The sequence below is a fragment of the Pedobacter chitinilyticus genome, assembly GCF_003313385.1.
Classification (GTDB): domain Bacteria; phylum Bacteroidota; class Bacteroidia; order Sphingobacteriales; family Sphingobacteriaceae; genus Pedobacter; species Pedobacter chitinilyticus.
The window spans coordinates 251630-269653 of sequence record NZ_QMHN01000006.1 but is presented as its reverse complement, the minus strand read 5'-3'; the positions used below and the strand labels follow the sequence as shown (position 1 = coordinate 269653).

The 18024-nt window shown below is 37.8% G+C and carries 22 protein-coding genes; 17 read left to right on the top strand and 5 right to left on the bottom strand.

Annotation, left to right across the window (positions count from 1 at the left end; translation table 11 throughout):
- The first annotated feature begins 8 nt into the window (after window positions 1-8).
- The 15 genes from DUT70_RS21520 to DUT70_RS18000 all read left to right on the top strand — a co-directional run bounded on the left by DUT70_RS21520 (window position 9) and on the right by DUT70_RS18000 (window position 10122).
- Window positions 9-203, top strand: coding sequence for a DUF2589 domain-containing protein (locus DUT70_RS21520; protein WP_113648766.1), 195 nt, complete (start codon window positions 9-11; stop codon window positions 201-203).
- Window positions 204-244: 41 nt separating this feature from the next.
- Window positions 245-526, top strand: a complete 282-nt coding sequence (locus tag DUT70_RS18065; RefSeq protein ID WP_113648765.1) for a DUF2589 domain-containing protein — start codon at window positions 245-247, stop codon at window positions 524-526.
- Between the two features lie 3 nt (window positions 527-529).
- Window positions 530-724, top strand: coding sequence for a hypothetical protein (locus tag DUT70_RS21360; RefSeq protein ID WP_113648764.1), 195 nt, complete (start codon window positions 530-532; stop codon window positions 722-724).
- Window positions 721-1125: a hypothetical protein gene (locus DUT70_RS18055; protein ID WP_113648763.1), complete on the top strand. Its 405-nt coding sequence runs from the start codon at window positions 721-723 to the stop codon at window positions 1123-1125. Before DUT70_RS21360 ends, DUT70_RS18055 begins: the two co-directional genes overlap by 4 nt.
- A 440-nt stretch (window positions 1126-1565) precedes the next feature.
- A complete protein-coding gene (locus DUT70_RS18045) occupies window positions 1566-1886 on the top strand; it encodes a hypothetical protein (RefSeq protein ID WP_113648761.1) in 321 nt (106 codons plus the stop codon).
- Window positions 1887-2111: 225 nt separating this feature from the next.
- Complete coding sequence (locus DUT70_RS18040; RefSeq protein WP_205529834.1) at window positions 2112-2726, top strand: hypothetical protein; 615 nt, start codon at window positions 2112-2114, stop codon at window positions 2724-2726.
- 353 nt (window positions 2727-3079) lie between these two features.
- Window positions 3080-3388, top strand: coding sequence for a helix-turn-helix domain-containing protein (locus DUT70_RS18035; protein ID WP_113648759.1), 309 nt, complete (start codon window positions 3080-3082; stop codon window positions 3386-3388).
- 3 nt (window positions 3389-3391) lie between these two features.
- Window positions 3392-4747, top strand: a complete 1356-nt coding sequence (locus DUT70_RS18030; RefSeq protein WP_113648758.1) for a DNA cytosine methyltransferase — start codon at window positions 3392-3394, stop codon at window positions 4745-4747.
- A gap of 8 nt (window positions 4748-4755) precedes the next feature.
- Window positions 4756-5820: a hypothetical protein gene (locus tag DUT70_RS18025; protein ID WP_113648842.1), complete on the top strand. Its 1065-nt coding sequence runs from the start codon at window positions 4756-4758 to the stop codon at window positions 5818-5820.
- Between the two features lie 639 nt (window positions 5821-6459).
- Complete coding sequence (locus tag DUT70_RS18020; RefSeq protein ID WP_113648757.1) at window positions 6460-7287, top strand: toxin-antitoxin system YwqK family antitoxin; 828 nt, start codon at window positions 6460-6462, stop codon at window positions 7285-7287.
- A gap of 297 nt (window positions 7288-7584) precedes the next feature.
- Window positions 7585-8301, top strand: coding sequence for a hypothetical protein (locus DUT70_RS18015; RefSeq protein ID WP_113648756.1), 717 nt, complete (start codon window positions 7585-7587; stop codon window positions 8299-8301).
- Between the two features lie 31 nt (window positions 8302-8332).
- Complete coding sequence (locus tag DUT70_RS18010; RefSeq protein ID WP_113648755.1) at window positions 8333-8713, top strand: hypothetical protein; 381 nt, start codon at window positions 8333-8335, stop codon at window positions 8711-8713.
- Window positions 8714-8771: 58 nt separating this feature from the next.
- On the top strand, window positions 8772-8900 hold the full coding sequence (locus tag DUT70_RS21515) for a hypothetical protein (RefSeq protein ID WP_262512188.1): 129 nt from the start codon (window positions 8772-8774) through the stop codon (window positions 8898-8900).
- 69 nt (window positions 8901-8969) lie between these two features.
- The gene (locus DUT70_RS18005; protein ID WP_113648841.1) at window positions 8970-9818 is read left to right on the top strand and encodes a hypothetical protein; all 849 of its coding nucleotides are present in this window, start codon (window positions 8970-8972) and stop codon (window positions 9816-9818) included.
- A gap of 28 nt (window positions 9819-9846) precedes the next feature.
- On the top strand, window positions 9847-10122 hold the full coding sequence (locus tag DUT70_RS18000) for a hypothetical protein (protein ID WP_113648754.1): 276 nt from the start codon (window positions 9847-9849) through the stop codon (window positions 10120-10122).
- A gap of 819 nt (window positions 10123-10941) precedes the next feature.
- On the opposite strand, the gene gap is transcribed toward DUT70_RS18000, so the two are convergent.
- The 3 genes from gap to pfkA form a co-directional block, all read right to left on the bottom strand.
- On the bottom strand, window positions 10942-11940 hold the full coding sequence (gene gap / locus DUT70_RS17995; RefSeq protein WP_113648753.1) for a type I glyceraldehyde-3-phosphate dehydrogenase: 999 nt from the start codon (window positions 11938-11940) through the stop codon (window positions 10942-10944).
- A gap of 68 nt (window positions 11941-12008) precedes the next feature.
- Window positions 12009-12851 (bottom strand): hypothetical protein, encoded by an 843-nt coding sequence (locus tag DUT70_RS17990; protein WP_113648752.1) that lies wholly within the window; start codon window positions 12849-12851, stop codon window positions 12009-12011.
- A 6-nt stretch (window positions 12852-12857) separates the two neighbouring features.
- Window positions 12858-13847, bottom strand: coding sequence for a 6-phosphofructokinase (gene pfkA / locus DUT70_RS17985; RefSeq protein WP_113648751.1), 990 nt, complete (start codon window positions 13845-13847; stop codon window positions 12858-12860).
- A 122-nt stretch (window positions 13848-13969) separates the two neighbouring features.
- Between pfkA and DUT70_RS17980 the strand changes: the two genes are divergently transcribed.
- Window positions 13970-14659 (top strand): NUDIX hydrolase, encoded by a 690-nt coding sequence (locus tag DUT70_RS17980; RefSeq protein WP_113648750.1) that lies wholly within the window; start codon window positions 13970-13972, stop codon window positions 14657-14659.
- 534 nt (window positions 14660-15193) lie between these two features.
- Here DUT70_RS17980 and DUT70_RS17975 read toward each other — a convergent pair.
- Window positions 15194-16045 (bottom strand): BadF/BadG/BcrA/BcrD ATPase family protein, encoded by an 852-nt coding sequence (locus tag DUT70_RS17975; RefSeq protein ID WP_113648749.1) that lies wholly within the window; start codon window positions 16043-16045, stop codon window positions 15194-15196.
- A gap of 315 nt (window positions 16046-16360) precedes the next feature.
- Here DUT70_RS17975 and DUT70_RS17970 point away from each other — a divergent pair, with 315 nt between their 5' ends.
- Window positions 16361-17389 (top strand): threonine aldolase family protein, encoded by a 1029-nt coding sequence (locus tag DUT70_RS17970; protein ID WP_113648748.1) that lies wholly within the window; start codon window positions 16361-16363, stop codon window positions 17387-17389.
- Window position 17390: 1 nt separating this feature from the next.
- On the opposite strand, the gene DUT70_RS17965 is transcribed toward DUT70_RS17970, so the two are convergent.
- The gene (locus DUT70_RS17965) at window positions 17391-17822 is read right to left on the bottom strand and encodes a DUF2721 domain-containing protein (RefSeq protein ID WP_113648747.1); all 432 of its coding nucleotides are present in this window, start codon (window positions 17820-17822) and stop codon (window positions 17391-17393) included.
- Between the last annotated feature and the right edge of the window lie 202 nt (window positions 17823-18024).

Sequence of the window (18024 nt, the reverse complement as noted above, 5' to 3'; positions counted from 1 at the left end):
TATAGATCATGATAGAAGAAATAAAACGACAAGGAAGCCCTCAGCGATTGACAGATTTGGTGAGCGCACCCCTTATTGCTGCAGCAGAAGCCAATGCAAAAATGTCGCAGGCACAAGTTGATTTTTTATTGGAATGTTGTTTTACGAAAAATGGCGACAGCTATACACCTAAAATGATTCAAATGGAGCTGACTAGGGGGTAATTACGCCAGCAGCAGCAGGTGAAATAGACCAGGCTACGCAAATGGTAGATGCCACCACCTCTTTTAATTTGCCATTGCTCACCATTGTGCCTTTGAATAGTTTGGCCGTTAACAATGTGGATGTGAATTTTGAAATGGATATTACACATTTAGATATTGATGCGCAAGGGGAGCCGCAATTGCTGGGCAAGGTGATGAACGATGCTGAGATAGAAGGTTTTAAAATGGAAATTGCCATTCATGCGGGCCAAATTCCATTAGCTGCTGGTTTATTAACGATCATTGATGCTTTTTCCAAGAACATTCAGCCAACTAACCACTAAAATATGCAGACGACCAATTTGCCTTGTCCCAGCTGCAACGCGGTGATAAAGATCAATATACATGAGCTTTTAAATGGTGCTGCTTTTACTTGCGAGAATTGTAAAGCCCGTATTTCGATGAAGCCAGAGAATAAGGAGGTGTTGCAACACGCGATGGAAAAATTGGAAGCCTTCAAAAAAACTGATCCATCCTCATGAGCCAAGTGTTTGCTTTTAGGTCTTTGATGCTGGCTTTGCGTCACTCGGTATTGAGTGCTGCCGCAGGTTTAAACCGCACTACTGAAAAAGTATTCGGTGCTTATTTGGAAGCGGATGGGCAAACGCCTAAGCGCATCTCCGTTACTGGTGCTGCTGCCGAGATGAGAGTTCCGCTATTGGCCATGGCACCATTAACGGCTTTGGGCATTAACTCGGTTTCTTTTAAAATGACCTTGCCTGTGTTTACTAAGGATGGGGAGTTGTGGATAAGCTTGGATAAAGGTGCCCCGCCGTTGAAGGAAATACAGGTTAGTGTGTGTATTGATCCTCATGAAGATTTAACGGTGTTTTTGGAAAGGGTTAAGGGCTTGGAGCAGGGATTTTTAGCGGAGGTTTTGTAGGAGTAGCATAGGGATTAGTTTCAATGGTTAGATTAGTTTTGCAAGACCTAATAATAAAAATATAAAGTGATGATAGCTCCAGATATTTTACCTGCATTACTTCTAGTAGGCTTTATGCTAATCATCTGTCCAATCCTAACAACAATCTTCATTTACTATCGATTTGGTGTGGCCAATAAGTCCACAACACAAAAGATATTCATTTCTTTTGCCAGCCTCCTCTTAACGTTCGTACTGATGTTAATGCTTCAACTGCAATTTCCCTATTTAGCTAGTATTTGGTTTATTTTGTATTTGATAGTGATAGCCACTTTAACAATTGTAGCTTATAGAGAGCGTAAACGAGCAAGCAGAACATAGTTTGATTCTATAATTGAGGGTTACCTTTTGCACTAGTATAGATTAATAGGTAGCATGGACTCTCAAAACATAATGAATTAATGAAAGAATTTAATGCCATAGCGATCGGCTGTGTGGCCATTTTTGCTGGTTTCTGTGCCTCTTTCTTCTTTATTGGCTCTGAAGAAGGGTTGAGTAGAATAATAAAGGAGTACTATATCTATTTTCCGCTAAGGTTTATTGCGTTTACATTGTTTGGGATGTTGTGGTTTACTCCCTTGGTTGTTCTAAACCTTACTATCAACAAGATTTTTAAATTAAAGATTTCTATCATCGGTTTGATTAAGTTAGGTGTCATCATTATTGCCATAGGTAGTTTAGTGGGTACAAGTGCGTTTTATTTAGATTGTTTTGGTAGGTGAAGCTTGGGTAAAGCATAGCCAAAGTCTTGAGATGCACTTTTCTATAGTTGTGGTGAACATTGCAAATTTAAAAGGGAAGTACTAGCTTAGAGGAAGCAAAGTGACTTAATTGTTATCTAAATATGAGGCAGCTTTGGAGTAATTTATAGACGACGTCTGCCAAATAATGTTATGCTAGACTATACGCTTAAAAACATCGATCCTGAATGTATTGAAGATTTACTGGTGAAAGTAGAGAAATCTTTTGATATTAAATTTGTAGGTGACGAGTTGATCCATATCACAACCTTTGGTGAACTTTGCGACCATATTGTCAATAAAATTAAGCTTGACCGCTCCGACGATTGCACCTCTCAACAGGCATTCTATAAACTCCGTGGCGCCATTTCATCGACACTACAAATTGATAATCAATTAATCTCGACCACCTCATTGCTGGCGGATATTTTACCACAACAAAACAGACATACCAGTATTAAGCAATTGGAAAGTCTTTTAGGTTTTCGATTAAATATTTTGAGTCCACCGTTTTGGGTCATCTGCGTACTTTTGCTTTTGTCCCTAGCTTCTTTCATCAACCTATTTTTTTATTGGAAGATGGGAATTGCTGGAATTACTTTTTCAATTGCTGGATTTTGGTTAGCAGACAGCATGGCTAATGAGCTTGACTTGCAAACGGTTGGGCAGGTTGCCGAAAAAATGGCAAGAGAAAATTATCTGCAATCAAGACGAAACCCGAAAACTTTTAATCAAAAGGAAGTGGAGAAAGTTCTTACAGATTGGTTCGCTGATGAATTTGGTCTTGAAAAAGAGGAATTGACGAGAGAAGCTAAACTATAGCTAGATTATATAGCAGCTAACGATGCTTTTTTAGCATATCTGTGCGATTGTCAATGCTACGCTTTGCTAATGTAAAACATAGCCAAAAGCGTGCTGCACACTTTTTCTTTGACTCATGGACTCTGTTCGCAGATGGCGAGCCACTGTAAACTACACATATACAGCTAAAACAAGATATTACACCCCCCGAACAATACCATACATTCAGCATATTTGGTTCTTCAAATACAGAAAGCAATAAGCAGAACCAAAAGAATTTGGATTTTCCAACTCTAGGCAAAATGCTTGCAAGGCTTGCACAATCCGAAATGACAAATTATATTTGACAAATGATGTCAAGTTAAAATATTCATATGAAAACAGTCGGACAAATCATAAGAGCAAAACGAGAAAATCTAGGCTTGTTACTTCGACAAGTGGCATCATACCTGGATATTGATCAAGCAATACTTAGCAAAATCGAACGAAATGAACGTAAACCAACAAAAGACAATATCATAAAACTTGCGGAAATTCTTGAATTTGATAAAGAAGATTTGTTAGTTCAATATATGAGCGAAAAGATCGCTTACGAAATTGCAGAAGAAGATTATGCTAGTAAAGTCTTGAAAGTTGCGGAACAAAAAGTAAAATATCTGAAGTCTAATCTTATAAAAAACTAAACTATGCGAACAGAAATAGTGGAAACGGAATTAAGCGTAGTTGAAGAACCGCAATTGGAATTTTCATATTATTCGAAAATGAGTTCCCGAGTAATCAATGAAGGAAAGAGAGAAACACTAAATGTTCTTTCGCTTTTTTCTGGCTGTGGGGGGATGGACTTAGGCTTCGAGGGTGGTTTCCCCATTTTAAGAGCTTCGGTTAATGAAACTCTCAAACCAAATTTTATTGACAAAAAACTAAAAAATGGTTTTGTTCAACTAAAAAAAACAAAATTTACAACCGTTTTTGCTAATGATATTTTGATAGATGCTCGAAATGCTTGGGTCAATTACTTTTCGAAACGGGGCCATAATGCTAGCGATTTTTATAAAGAAAGCATTGTTGATTTGGTAAAAATGTATCGCAACGGTGTAAATGTTTTCCCCAAAAATGTAGATGTTGTAACAGGAGGATTTCCTTGTCAGGATTTTAGCCTAGCGGGAAAGCGAAACGGCTTTAATTCGCACAAAAACCATAAAGGCGAACTGATTGATGATAAAGCAGCTTCCGTAGAGACACGTGGCCAACTATATATGTGGATGAAAGAAGTGATTGAGATTACCCAACCAAAAATTTTTATTGCAGAAAACGTAAAAGGTTTGGTTAATCTTGGCGATGTAAAATCAATTATTCAAAACGACTTTTCATCAGCTAACGGAAACGGCTATATTGTTCTCGACCCGCAGGTTTTGCATTCGGCAGATTTTGGTGTTCCTCAATCAAGAGAAAGAGTAATTTTTATTGGTATTAAGAAATCTGCTTTAAAAGAATCAGCTTTGGCTGAATTAGAAAAAGAAATAATTTCGGAACAATACAACCCTTATCCAAAACCAACGCACTCCTACACGAACAAAGGTGAAGAATTAAAACATTTTGTTCAGTTAAAGGAAGTGTTTAAACATTTAGAAGAACCCGAGAAAACAGAAGATTTATCCCAAAAATTCTACTCAAAAGCAAAGTTTATGGGTAAACATTGTCAAGGACAAATAGAAATAAAACTTTCCAGTATTTCACCAACAATTCGTTCTGAACATCACGGAAACATTGAGTTCAGAAGGCTTTCAAAAGAAAATGGAGGGCGAATTGAAAATGAGCTAAAAAGGGGATTAAAGGAAAGAAGACTGACGGTAAGAGAATGTGCGTTAATACAGACATTTCCACTCGATTACGAATTTGTAATTGAAAATAAAAATGGAAGAAAAGGTTCATTTTTAGTTAGTCCATCGCAAGCATATAAGATTATTGGTAATGCAGTCCCACCACTTTTGGCGTACAATTTAGCTAAGAGAATTGAAGAAGTTTGGGACTTATATTTTTAAAACTAAATATGATAATCTCAATAAATTCAGACCCAAACAGAAATGAATTTGATACATTACTCGGCTCTACAATAAGCGAGTTGAACGTTCACGCCCAAAAATCATCTAATAAAGTTGCAGCTCTTATAGGCAGAAATCTAGAACCGTATGTAAGAGATGTGATGACGGATTTGGCTGTCGGTACTCCATTTGAAAACTCAATAGAGTTGATTGGCGGGCAAAAGTTTCCAGATATTGTTGCTAAAAAATATTACGGAATTGAAGTTAAAACCACCACACAAAATCATTGGAAAACTACTGGGAATAGCGTTTTAGAAAGCACAAGAGTTGATGAAGTTGAACGTATTTTTATGTTATTTGCAAAACTTGCAAGTCCAATTGAATTTCGATGTCGTCCTTATGAAGAAGTTTTGTCAGAAGTCGTAGTCACGCATTCCCCTCGTTATTTGATTGATATGAATTTGGAGCAAGGGAAAACAATTTTCGACAAAATCAAAATGTCTTATGACACATTACGTAAGAAAGAAAATCCGATAAGACCAATTGTCGATTATTACAAAAGCATGCTGAAACCAGGTGAAGAACTTTGGTGGATGGATGCTGAAAATAACAGCAAAGCAAGTAACATCGTTATCCGAATTTGGAATAATCTTTATTTAAAAGAGAAACAAGAGCTAAAAAATCGGGCAATGGTTTATTTTCCTGAACTCTTTGGAAATACTAGTGATAAGTTTGGTAGAATAGCTATTTGGCTGGTAACCCGTGAGGCTGTTGTTTGTCCGAACGTTCGAGATTTGTTTACGGCAGGTGGAAAGAATGATTATATGATCGGCTATAAAGTTTATCAAAAGGTGCCGAGAATATTTTTAAATTTATTTGATAATGTTTCAAATATCGTTGAAACCATTATGCAAACATCGGCTTTTGAGCTTTCGGAATATTGGGAAACCAAAACGACTGACGAAACGAAACTATTTGATTGGATTGATTTGGTTACAGAACACGCAAGGAAAATTCAAGATGCTAAACATTTAAATATCAAAAAAATACTGATGGAATTGGCACTAAAATAACTAATGCTTTTGCTACATTTGTTTTCCCAATCTTATAAAACCAAACAAAAAATGCTATTAAGCTAAAGAATAGTCAAAATAAGTGTCAAAATTAAGGTGAAGAAACGAGCTATTGTACAACAACTTATTGCCAAGCGGTACAGAAACGCTTTAATTTATATTTCTGAAAGTATCAACATTTGTTCTTCGTTTTAACTTCAGTGCTAAAATACCCACCTTCGGGAATACTTAAACCCGTTAAAATAATTAATCACTCCCCAAATTTAACCTTTTTCCCCAACACGCTTAAAGGAAGTACTCCATAAACCCACAACTCCAACCGCACTACTTTTTATTCCATTATTTCTTTGCCTAGTTGTTGAGAAAGGTTGCTATTCTAACATCAATTTAAAATAAAAGAATAAAGTCGGAGTATCACAAATTCAAAGTAAATACCTAAAAATCAGTTTTATAAATTTAGATAATGGCTATATTCTTTTTCAAAAAGGATAAAAGACATACGCCAAATACGGCTATATTTGGATAGATTATGCCTGATAACGTCAGACATATTTATAAGTTATGCACCATTTTTAGGATGACACAGCAATCCAATCAAACTAATTTTAAGACAGATAAATTTTAACAAGAAATAGAAACATGAAAAAAATGCTCTTAGTCATTTTGACTGCAATGGTAGTATTTACAACAGAAGCACAAGACAAAGTAAGAACAGTAATAAAAACACCACGAAACGGACATAGTATTTATGGGCACAAAGGGGCAAACGACAAAATTTCACTCGCCTATCTTGATGATGAAAAAACGCCATTTACAGGTAAGTTTATAGAAAAAGGTTGGGATGATGAGTTATTAAGTGAACGAAATTATGTGAAAGGGCTTTTAAATGGTGATTTTATAGAGTGGACAAAAAGAGGCGGAACAGAATACATTAAAACAAAAGGAACCTACAAAGACGACAGGCTATTCGGGCAATATACAGAGTGGTGGCGACCAAATCATAAAAAGAAAGAGTGTTTCTATGATACTAAAGGAGAATTTCACGGTAAAATGGTTCATTATGAAGGATTTTCTGTGGAAGAACCAACAGCAATTCAATTTTACAAACACGGTGTTCGAGATAGCACATGGACCTGGTTTTATAACGGTGGAAAAATTAAAAGCGTTGAAAACTATAAAAACGGAAAGGAACACGGTGCTAAACTTGAGTACTATGAAAATGGCAATAAAAAATACGAAGTAAAGTATCTAAATGACAAAAAAGAGGGCTTATTATCGGAGTGGTATGGAAATGGACAATTAAGGTACACTTGTGAATATGCCAATAATCAAAAAAACGGTAAGGAGATTTACTATTATCAAAATGGAAAAATTGAAAAAGAAGGTGTATTTGTAAACGGAAGTAAAAAAGGACGTTTTGTTTGGTATAAAGAAGACGGAACAATATCTGAAGAAACAACTTTTTAATCAAAAAGAATAAGCACGTTTGGCGCAATGAAGGCTGACATTGTTAATTGGAAGTTTGTGCTTCTATTGTAAATTAGTGCTAGCAGACATCGGCGCCGTAACCCTTGAATAAACAAGTATATCTTTTCTTTGTAGACGGTGCGCACTGGATTCTTAAAAGCTGAAACATTGTATATTCAATTGAAACTGTTTGCTTATAAAAGCAGTAAGCTTAAAACTACAGACCTAAAGTGTCAAAACCGATGTTGGAGGTGCCAATTTAAAGTTGGATATTAGTACCTTACCTTAACTTGCATCATGAAATACACGCTCTTGCTTAATGCATTATTACTCAGTTCTCTGTTATGTCAGGCACAATTTCAAGTTAAACAAGCTATCGACAGCATTAACAAACTGACGTTACCTGAACCGAAAGCCCCAATATACGAAGACGATAAGTATATAGTCAGGCGTACCTGTAGTGGCGAGTGGGGAGGCACTGCTTGGTTTAAGAACAAACAGACGGGTATCGAATATTCCTTTGCAGCAACTTGTCCAATATCAGTAAATAAGATTGATAGTATTTACTATGTTACGAGCACACTAATGCACCTAGTAGGCTTTTCCAGTGTAGTAGAAATCAAGGACCCTAATTTGATGGAAGTGTTTGTGTTGCCTCCAGCTAGAAAAATAAAAGGGAAGCGTGTTCGTTATGCGGGGGAAACGGAATCGGGTTCAATGGTAGGTGTTGTTAAGTTAGCTGAGAGCGGTCAAAAGGTTATATTGGGGAGTTTTGTTTACAATGGACTTCTTTATCACTTAATGAGAGGATATAAAGACGTTTACGTTGCTACCATTAAGGACGGAGAGCTAACCAAAGTGCTACAAATATCAGAGGATAACATCAATCCGACTCATATTCCTTTTAATCGTGAGAATGAATTAATAGTACCCATCATTATGACAGACAGCCAAGTTAATGGGTATATTAAAGTTGTAGGCAATACGATCACTGTTGTTAAGACGAAGGTTTGACACTAACTTTTAAAAAGTCAATTAAACCAATATGCAATTAAAATTTGATCACATAAGTCGTAGCGAAAGTACAATTGAATATAAACTGACGGTTGACAGCAACGGTTTAGGCATACTTACGTTTTGTGGCAATTATAAGCATGGAAGCCAAGGTAATGTTGATGGCTTCTTTATGGAGGAGGTAACTAGTTGTGCCTTGAAACATGTTTTGGTTAAATCACTCATGGTTGATTTACGAAACTTGGAATATTCATGGGGCAATACAATTATTAATACCATATCATTATTATTAACTACAAACGTACCCGTTGCCGTTATATATAGTGATAAGTGTAAAGGAATAGTAGATGCTGATGAGGGCTTCTTTGTCAAAACAGAACTTGAAGCTTTAGATGTTATTAATAAGCATTGATTCAATCAAGAAACCTTTTCAAGGCCCTTAAGTAAACGTTATTGATTAAATCTTGACTATGGAAATAAGTACAGACTGGAAATTCGTTAAGGTCGTTAGAGATGCTGAACCTTTCTTTATCAATGGCATCGGGATTTGGCAGCACGAATGGAATGGTATAAAAGGCTTGTTAAGGTATAATTACTAAATTAGGTAAAGCGAACGCTGGCGCTAGATGGATAGTAAGAAATTTGAATTGATATACGTGGCAAAAAAAATGAAAACTACTCGCAATAAATACTACCTGCTAAATTTTGTTTTTCTTTTTTGCCTGGTCATTCTTTTGCTAAATGACCATTTCTTCAAATATCAATTTGCCAATGCGTTGACAGGTAAGTTGTCGGACGTGGTTGGCATCATTTTATTGCCCTTGCTGTTGGCTTTTGTATTTCCTAGGTTAAAACAACAAGCAGTATGGATCAGTGGGCTGTTATTTGTTTTTTGGAAATTGCCCTATTCGCAATCGCTCATCGACTTTTATAATCAGTATACTTTTATCCAAACCTCAAGGATTGTTGATCTGACAGATTTGTATGTGCTACTGCTTTTGCCAATTCCATATTACCTAATTAAACGCATGGATGATTTAGAGATCCTTAAAATCAAAAAACTTCATCCTGCTTTACTGCTGTTCCCTACTGTATTCGCTTTAATAGCTACTTCGCCACCTGCAAGTTATTACTATAGTCGAACAGATGGGAACTTGGACTGTTATAGGTGCTACCTCACGGTTAAGTATAAGCAAAGGGAGATTGTAGCAAAACTTCGTGAGTTTGATATTGTTTTCGACAGTATTGCACCCCTTGATAGTTTTGCTTTGCAGCGGGTACCAAGGCTTGCCACCGAAGATGCTCACGTTTATCGTCTCAATCAACTGGTTATTGATAATGACACCCTACGGAATTTGGATTTCACAATGTTGAGTATTAAGGATGGGAGAACTAAAATTTCCTTTAACGGGATGCAGGTTTCGCAAGATATTTCAACACCAAAGCTGAAAAGGAAACTGAAGAACTATTATAAGAAAATTTTGTTTAGAGCGCTGAAAAGCAAATTGAAACAGTAAAATTTGGCTATGGCTATTAAACTCAAAGATGAGTATCTCTAAAGATTGGGAGTTTGTTAAAGTAGTTACTGACGGTGAACCCTTCTTTATCAATGGTGTTGGTATTTGGGAGAACGAATGGAAAAATACAGATCAATCTATCTATATTCTTGATCCTGTCTATCATAGGCCATACACCCTGCCTATATATGAAATCTCAGCAGATGGGAAGACCATCACATTTGCGGCTACAGAGTTCTCCAATTGCGTGTGGGGTGTTTACATTCCCGTTGCAAGTCACTATGTAATCGGCTATATCCATTGATGGTGCTTGATCAGTTTAGAAAACCAAAACTCCTATAAAAAAGAAAAGAGACAATCCATCCAGACTTGTCTCTCTTTCTAACCAAATATAAACCTGTATGAACGGGTTGCTCTTTATTCCAATTAAGGAGGAATTTCTAATTTTCAAGTGTCGGTGCTTAAACCAACGATACAAATGTAGGCATTATTTTTCTTAGTGTAAATGATACACTAAGAAAATTTTATTTTGTCATTCGTTATGACATTGTCATGACTTTTGTGTGCGTGTTTGTGCAAATATGCTATCAAACGGTGCTAATTTTAGTCAATATTGCAGTGATCCTCCGCAAAAACTATTGTTTTAACGCAAAAATACTAATCACATTGTGAAGTATTAAACAAAATAGTTTTGTTCATATTTTATTTAACTTTTGTTAACATATGCTGATTCATTGGTTCAATTGTTCATTAGTTCAGTGGTGGTTATTTGTTTAATCGTTTAACTGTTTAGTTGGTTGTTTGGTCTTTGTCATCCAGAGCGTACCTGTATTGACCATTCGGTAGCGTAGGATCTTTTAGGCTGGTTAATCGTTTAACTGGTTAATTGATTCATAAGTAGTAGCGTTCTTATTGTCATCCAGAGCGCTACCTGTACCGACTATTCGGTAGCGAAGGATCTCTTTTTGGGCCGTGATGGAGATTTACTTCGTAGCTGCTTTCACGGTCCTCGTATACTTGGAATGACAGATCATAGGACCAGCAGGAAGGACAGTGATATCAGTAAAACAAAAAAGCAGTACCCTTGGATACTGCTTTTATTATTTTGGTTGGGATATTGCAATTAAATGAACTTACCTACTTCTTGAGCTAAGTCGATGATTTTGTTTGAGTAACCCCACTCGTTATCGTACCAAGACACCACTTTTACGAAGTTATCGCTCAAAGAGATCCCTGCTTTAGCATCGAAGATTGAAGTACGAGCATCACCTAAGAAATCAGAAGAAACTACTTCATCCTCAGTGTAACCCAAAATACCTTTCAATTCACCTTCAGAAGCTTCTTTCATCGCCGCTTTGATTTCTTCGTAAGAAGCACCTTTTTCTAAACGAACGGTTAAATCTACTACAGAAACGTCGGCAACAGGTACACGGAACGACATGCCTGTTAATTTACCTTTTAATGAAGGCAATACCAAGCCTACTGCTTTAGCAGCACCAGTAGAAGAAGGGATGATGTTAGAGAAACCACCACGACCACCTCTCCAGTCTTTAGCCGAAGGACCATCAACTGTTTTTTGAGTAGCAGTTACCGCGTGAACAGTGGTCATTAAACCTTCTAAAATGCCATATTTATCGTGTAATACTTTAGCAATTGGTGCTAAACAGTTAGTTGTACATGATGCGTTAGAAACGATGTTTTGATCCGCTTTTAACTCTTTGTGGTTAACACCCATTACAAAAGTAGGGGTGTCGTCTTTAGCAGGAGCCGACATGATTACTTTTTTAGCACCAGCATCGATGTGTTTTTGAGCAGTTTCCTGAGTTAAAAACAAACCTGTAGACTCGATTACTACTTCAGCACCTACTGCATCCCATTTCAAGTTAGCAGGGTCTTTCTCAGCCGTAACACGGATGGTTTTTCCGTTCACTACTAAATTACCGTCTTTTACTTCTACAGTTCCATCAAATTTACCGTGGGTAGAATCATATTTTAACATGTAAGCCATGTAATCAGGCTCCACTAAATCATTAATGCCAACTACTTCGATATCGTTACGTTTTACCGCGGCTCTAAAGGCTAGACGGCCAATACGGCCAAATCCGTTAATTCCTATTTTCATCTTTTTATCTATTTATTTTTTAATGGTGATGAAGCTGTTATGAAGAATCACAAAGGCTTCATTGTTTTTTAATTGGTGTAATAGTTCAAAATGTTATGTATGGGTTCTCTGGTTACCGACATGATTTGAATGCCGTGCTTACTGGCCACTTCTCGGAGTTGATCTTGGAAATGTCCAGCTACTGAGCCCACAAAGTGTATTGCTTCGTTGGGATGTTTTTCTAGGGTGGGTAGGATATAGGTGCTGAAATATTTTTCAAAACCTTGTGCTACCAATTGTTGGATGAACTTGTGTTCCCTGTTTTCGAGGTAGAAGTCGAGGAAAGAAGCCAGATAGGTTTGTACCTGTGGTTTCCGGTAAACGCGTTCCAAAATACTTGGACGGTCTAAGTGGTATTGAGATTCGATTTTTATTCTTAAATCATCTGGCAGCTTTTCTTCCAAAAAGTTTTTCAGCAACATTTTGCCGAAGTAATTGGCAGAGCCTTCGTCGGCCAAGATATAACCCAGGCCGTAATTGTTTTTTTCGGGCTTTTTACCATTGTAGTAAGCGCAATTGGCACCACTGCCCAAAATGCCTACAATACCAGTTTGATCATGACAGGCTGCAATGGCAGCACCGTATAAATCATCCTTTACCTTTATTTTACTGTTCACAAAAAACTGCTCCAGTGTGCTGGCCAGTTCTTCCTGTTTTTCTTTAGCTGATGCGCCAGCGGCAAAAACATAGATTTTTTTAATGCTTTCAGCATTATGGATCAGGGTAATGTTCTTGCTTAGGATTTGGAGGGTTTGCTTAGGATCGTTAAAGCAGGGGTTAATGCCCGCGGTGTGTGTTTCGATCATGGCTTTTCCATCTTGAGAGATTTTCCAACAAGCGTTTTTAGAACCACTGTATACTACTGCTATCATCTTTCGCTATATTGATAAAACATGAGTCATTTCAAGCAAGTCGTCTTCCAACTTGTAGTTACCTAATCCACTTAGTGCTTCGCTCAATGACGTTAACCCAATTTTATTTCCTTTGAGGCCTACCATTTTCATGCTTTCGCCAGCGATAAGGGCATTGGTGGCTGCAAAACCTAAACGGCTTCCCAAAATCCTGTCGAAACCGCTAGGACTACCCCCACGTTGCAAGTGCCCTAAAATAGTCACCTTGGTATCGTAATGAGTAAACTTGCGTTTTACGGCTTTGGCAATATCATAAGCGCCGCCATATTTATTTCCTTCGGAAACGATTACAATGCTTGATGATTTTTTGGTAGAAGCACCAGCTTTAAGCTTGGTGATCAGTTCTTTTAAAGAAGTTTCTCTTTCGGGTAATAATACAGCTTCGGCACCACTGGCAATGGCACTGCGTAGGGCAATACAGCCCGAATCGCGGCCCATTACTTCTACAAAGAACAACCTATCGTGTGAGTCGGCCGTGTCCCTGATTTTGTCGATGGCTTCAATTACAGTGTTAATGGCTGTGTCGTAACCTAAAGTAAAGTCAGAGCCATAAAGGTCATTGTCTATGGTTCCAGGTACACCAATCACATTGATGCCGAATTTTTCGCCGAATCTTTTGGCTCCTGTAAAGGTACCGTCGCCGCCAATCACCACTAATCCGTCAATTTCTTTTTCCTGTAAATTTTTAAAGGCAATTTCCATTCCCGCATCTTCTTTAAACTCCAGGCATCTGGCCGTTTTTAAGATGGTTCCGCCCATGTGTAAAATGTTGCTTACAGAACGGGCGTTCATTGGAATGATGTTATTATTGATTAAACCTTGGTAGCCTTGTACTGCACCGAACATGTTTTTACCATGGTAGATTCCGGTACGCACAACAGCTCTAATGCAGGCATTCATGCCTGGAGCATCGCCTCCTGAGGTCAGTACTGCTATGTTCTTGATATTTGGTTTCATTCTGATTATACGAATATAACGTGTATTTTTTACACTAAGTAATTTTTTTTCAAAAAATTTATGAATTAACGAAATAAGTGTCTTTATTTTGTTTCAAATTTGGAACATTTTAAATTATTGCTTTGACAGAAATAACCCCCGGTTTTGACTTTGCAGTATCCATAGATTGTGTGCTTTTCGGTTTTGATGGCAGCGAGCTTAAGATATTGTTGATAGAGAGAAATGAAGAGCCTTTCAAGGATTGGTGGGCATTGCCTGGCAACCTTGTAAATAAGGAAGAGAGCGTAGACCAATCGGCGCAGCGAATTTTAAAGGAACTCACTGGCCTGAGCGATATCTACATGGAACAATATTATGCCTTTGGTGAGGTTAACCGACACCCGCAAGGTAGGGTAATTTCCGTGGCCTATTATGCCATGTTGCGCTTAGGTGGCGAAAAGCCCTTAAAGCCTTTGAGCAGCTATGCTAAAAAAGCGCAATGGATTAATGTGGCCGATTTGCCCAAGCTAGCTTTTGACCACCAGCACATTTTAAATAAGGGTTTGGAAAAAATTAAGCGCAGAATTAAACATTTGCCTTTGGCTTTTGAATTACTGCCAGAAAAATTTACCCTTACACAGGTGCAGAGTGTTTACGAGCTGATTTTGGGTAAAAAACTGGACAAGCGTAATTTTAGAAAGAAGATATTGAGCTTTAAGGTGCTGAAGGAATTGGAGGAAAAGCAAAGAGGTGTTTCGTTTAGGGCGGCTACGCTTTATAAATTCGATAAACGTAAATACAATAAGCTTTTCGGGAAAGAGATTTCTTTTTAGGGGCAATTAGTGGTTAGTAGCTAGTGGCTAGGGGTTAGTGTTCAGGGGCTAGGGATTAGTATTTAGCCGTTAGTATTTAGTATTTAGATAGGTTTTGTTGGGTGTGCATTGTCTGTTTTCTTTTACGAAAGACAATTGTAGCAGTGCCCGTCATCTCGACCGTAGTGGAGAGATCTTTAAAATATGACATCAAACCTTGTGGGGTTTAAAAACCCACAAGGTTTTTTGTTTGACAGACTTGCGAAGTTTTAAAACGGCAAAGCCCTCACTTTACCTATAAAAACTACAAAAAGCTAAAGTTAAACTTCGTAAGTTTTTAGTGCGAAATCCAACTTTTTAGAGTAATTGACAGTGTCTTTTATTGGCTAAACCCGATTGAAATGGAAAGCCCGTAAGCGAGCTTGCGAGTGCGGACTTGGAATGTAAAGCGGGGCTTGCGGAAGTGAACAGTAATAAAGTACCTTTTCAAATTAAAACCAGCCTCACAAAAAAGCCCCGATTTCTCGAGGCTTTGTATGTTAAATCCGTAAAGGATTATCTTTTGCTTAAGTGGTATTCTACCAAGTCATCTATTGGTGAACGGATGATTTTTCCTACACCCATCTCATACTTATCAGCAACAACGCTCAAACGGTCTCTGAAACTGTAGCCTACAGAACCTACTACGTTTAATAAATGCTTGTTGTAGTTTGGATAGTGAATCACCAATTTCTCGAAGAATGCGGTGAAAGCAGTATCAATCACATCTTCTGCATAGTCAGTATAAACGGTTTTGAAATCGTATAAAAACTTACTGAAACTTGCACAGAAGCGGTTTGGAAGGGGTTTGTTGTAAATGTTGTCGAAGATATCTTCGTTGCTTAAACCATAGATGTTGAAGAAGCTTTCGCTAAGACCTTTTGGCATGAAACCTTTCATGTAGTCGGCCAATAAGCGTTTGCCGATATTGCTACCACTGCCTTCGTCGCCAAGGAAGTAACCTAGCGAGTCGATGTTGAGGGCGATGCCTTTACCATCGTACAAACAAGTGTTGGTTCCAGTGCCTAAAATAGCGGCAAAGCCAGGTTCGTCGCCCAAAAGTGCACGACACGAAGCAAGCAAATCGTGGTCAACGTTGATTTTTGCGTTCACAAAAACCTTTTGCATAGCATCGGCTACAATTTTTTTGTTGGCATCAGTAGAGCAGCCAGCTCCATAGTAATAAACTTCATCTAGTTTCGAAGGGTCTAAACTGTCTGGTAAAGTGGTTCTTAGGGAGTTTTCAATGTAATCTTGCTTTGCAAAATAAGGGTTGTATCCCTCGGTGTTAAAGTGAATTTTCCTACCCGCCTCATTAATTAAGCACCAGTTGGTTTTGGTAGATCCACCATCTGCAATAACTATCATTTTTTTGGTTTGTTAAGTTGTAAATTTTGTATAAAAGTTTGGCAATATATCAGCCTTTATTGGAAATAAAAAATTAATATTAAGTTTTTTATTAGTTAACCTAGGAAGGATTCAAACGTTTGATTGCGGATAAATAGAGTGGTTTTTTCGTAAAGTGTATTTTTTACACTAATAAAGGCTTTTTTGAACCAGATACTGCTGCTGAAAACTTGATGGGAAAAGTGGAAAAAAATGTGTGGAAGAAAAATGTAATTTTTTCATTAAAAAGATTTTTGCCATCTTCATTACAGCATATTTGGAAAAAAAACTAAAACCATGGAACAGAAAATTGATTTCAGAAGCGATACCGTTACTAAGCCTACGCTAGGCATGTTAGATGCCATGTTGAGCGCAAAAGTTGGCGATGATGTATATGGTGAAGATGAAACGGTGATTGCTCTTGAAGCGAAATTGGCCAATATATTTCATATGGAGGCAGGTTTGTTCTGTCCATCGGGCACGATGACCAACCAAATAGCTATTAAGTGCTTTACCCAGCCAATGGATGAGGTGATTTGCGATCAAACGGCACATGTTTACCGATACGAGGGTGGGGGCATTGCCTATAATTCGATGGCTTCGGTGCGTTTGTTAAATGGCGAAAGGGGTATTTTAACGCCTGAATTGATTGAGCCAGAAATTAATGCAGATGATGTGCATTATCCCAAAACTAATTTAGTGGTACTGGAAAATACCGTGAACAAGGGCGGTGGTAAATGCTATCATTTGGATCAAATTGAAGCCACCCACAATTTATGTGCGATTAAGGGATTGAAACTGCATTTAGATGGTGCCCGAATTTTTAATGCTTTGGTGGCTACGGGTGACAAGGCTGCCGCTTATGGACATTACTTTGATGGGATATCGGTTTGTCTTTCGAAAGGGTTGGGTGCTCCAGTAGGCTCGGTATTATTGGGTTCATCAAGCATGATTAAGCAAGCCCGCAGGATAAGAAAAGTGTTGGGCGGAGGAATGAGACAGGCTGGATTTTTGGCAGCAGCGGGAATTTACGCTTTAGACCACCATGTAGACCGTTTAGCAGAAGACCACCTGCATGCCAAGGCTTTGGCACATGCGTTAGCGCAAACCGATTATGTAGCGCAGGTAACCCCTGTAGAAACTAATATCGTGCTTTTTGAAGTGGCCAATAAGTTCAGTGCCGACGAAGTGGTAAGAGCATTAGGTAGAAAAGGCATCCTTTGCAACGCAACCTCAGCCAAAACCGTTCGTTTGGTTACCCATTTGGATATCTCGCCTGCCATGATAGACCAAGCCATTGAAGTTATTGACACACTAGACGTGTAGGCTATTCGAACTTTTTCTTGATTTTTTTAACGATAGATTCGTCTTCCTCGATAGAGCTCAATTCTAACTCGAGTGCTTTGGTGCTCAGTTGTATTTCCAATAAAGAAATTAATAGCGATACCATGAAGAAAATTAAACTAAGCGCAAAGAATACTTCTGCAGTGATGTTTTTTTCGAGGTAAATAAAAAACATGCAAAATAAACAACAGGCAAAACTCACCACGCCAAAAGCTTGCATGTTTTTGATGAGCTTTAAACGGTAACGTAAATTTTTAATCTGTTTTTGCAGGGCAATATCATTATTGGTTTGCTCGTATTTTGATTTTAAACTTCTCACTAGTGTGGCTAAAGCTAAAAACCTATTGGTATAAGCTAACATAATTAGGCTAATGGCTGGGAAGAAAAGAGCAGGTACGTTTAAGCTGAGTTGCATGGGTTGGTTAATTAGTTCGTTAGTTCACTAGTTAGTCCGAAAATCCTAAAGCTTGGAAGTCCGAAAGATTTTGCTGATAAAAACAACGACACAATATAACAATTTACAAGATGTTTTTAGTGCTTCGTTGTCCTTGCCTATTTAATAATCAATTAACCAGTTAACCAATTCCAATGATTAACCAACTTAACCACTTTCCGAT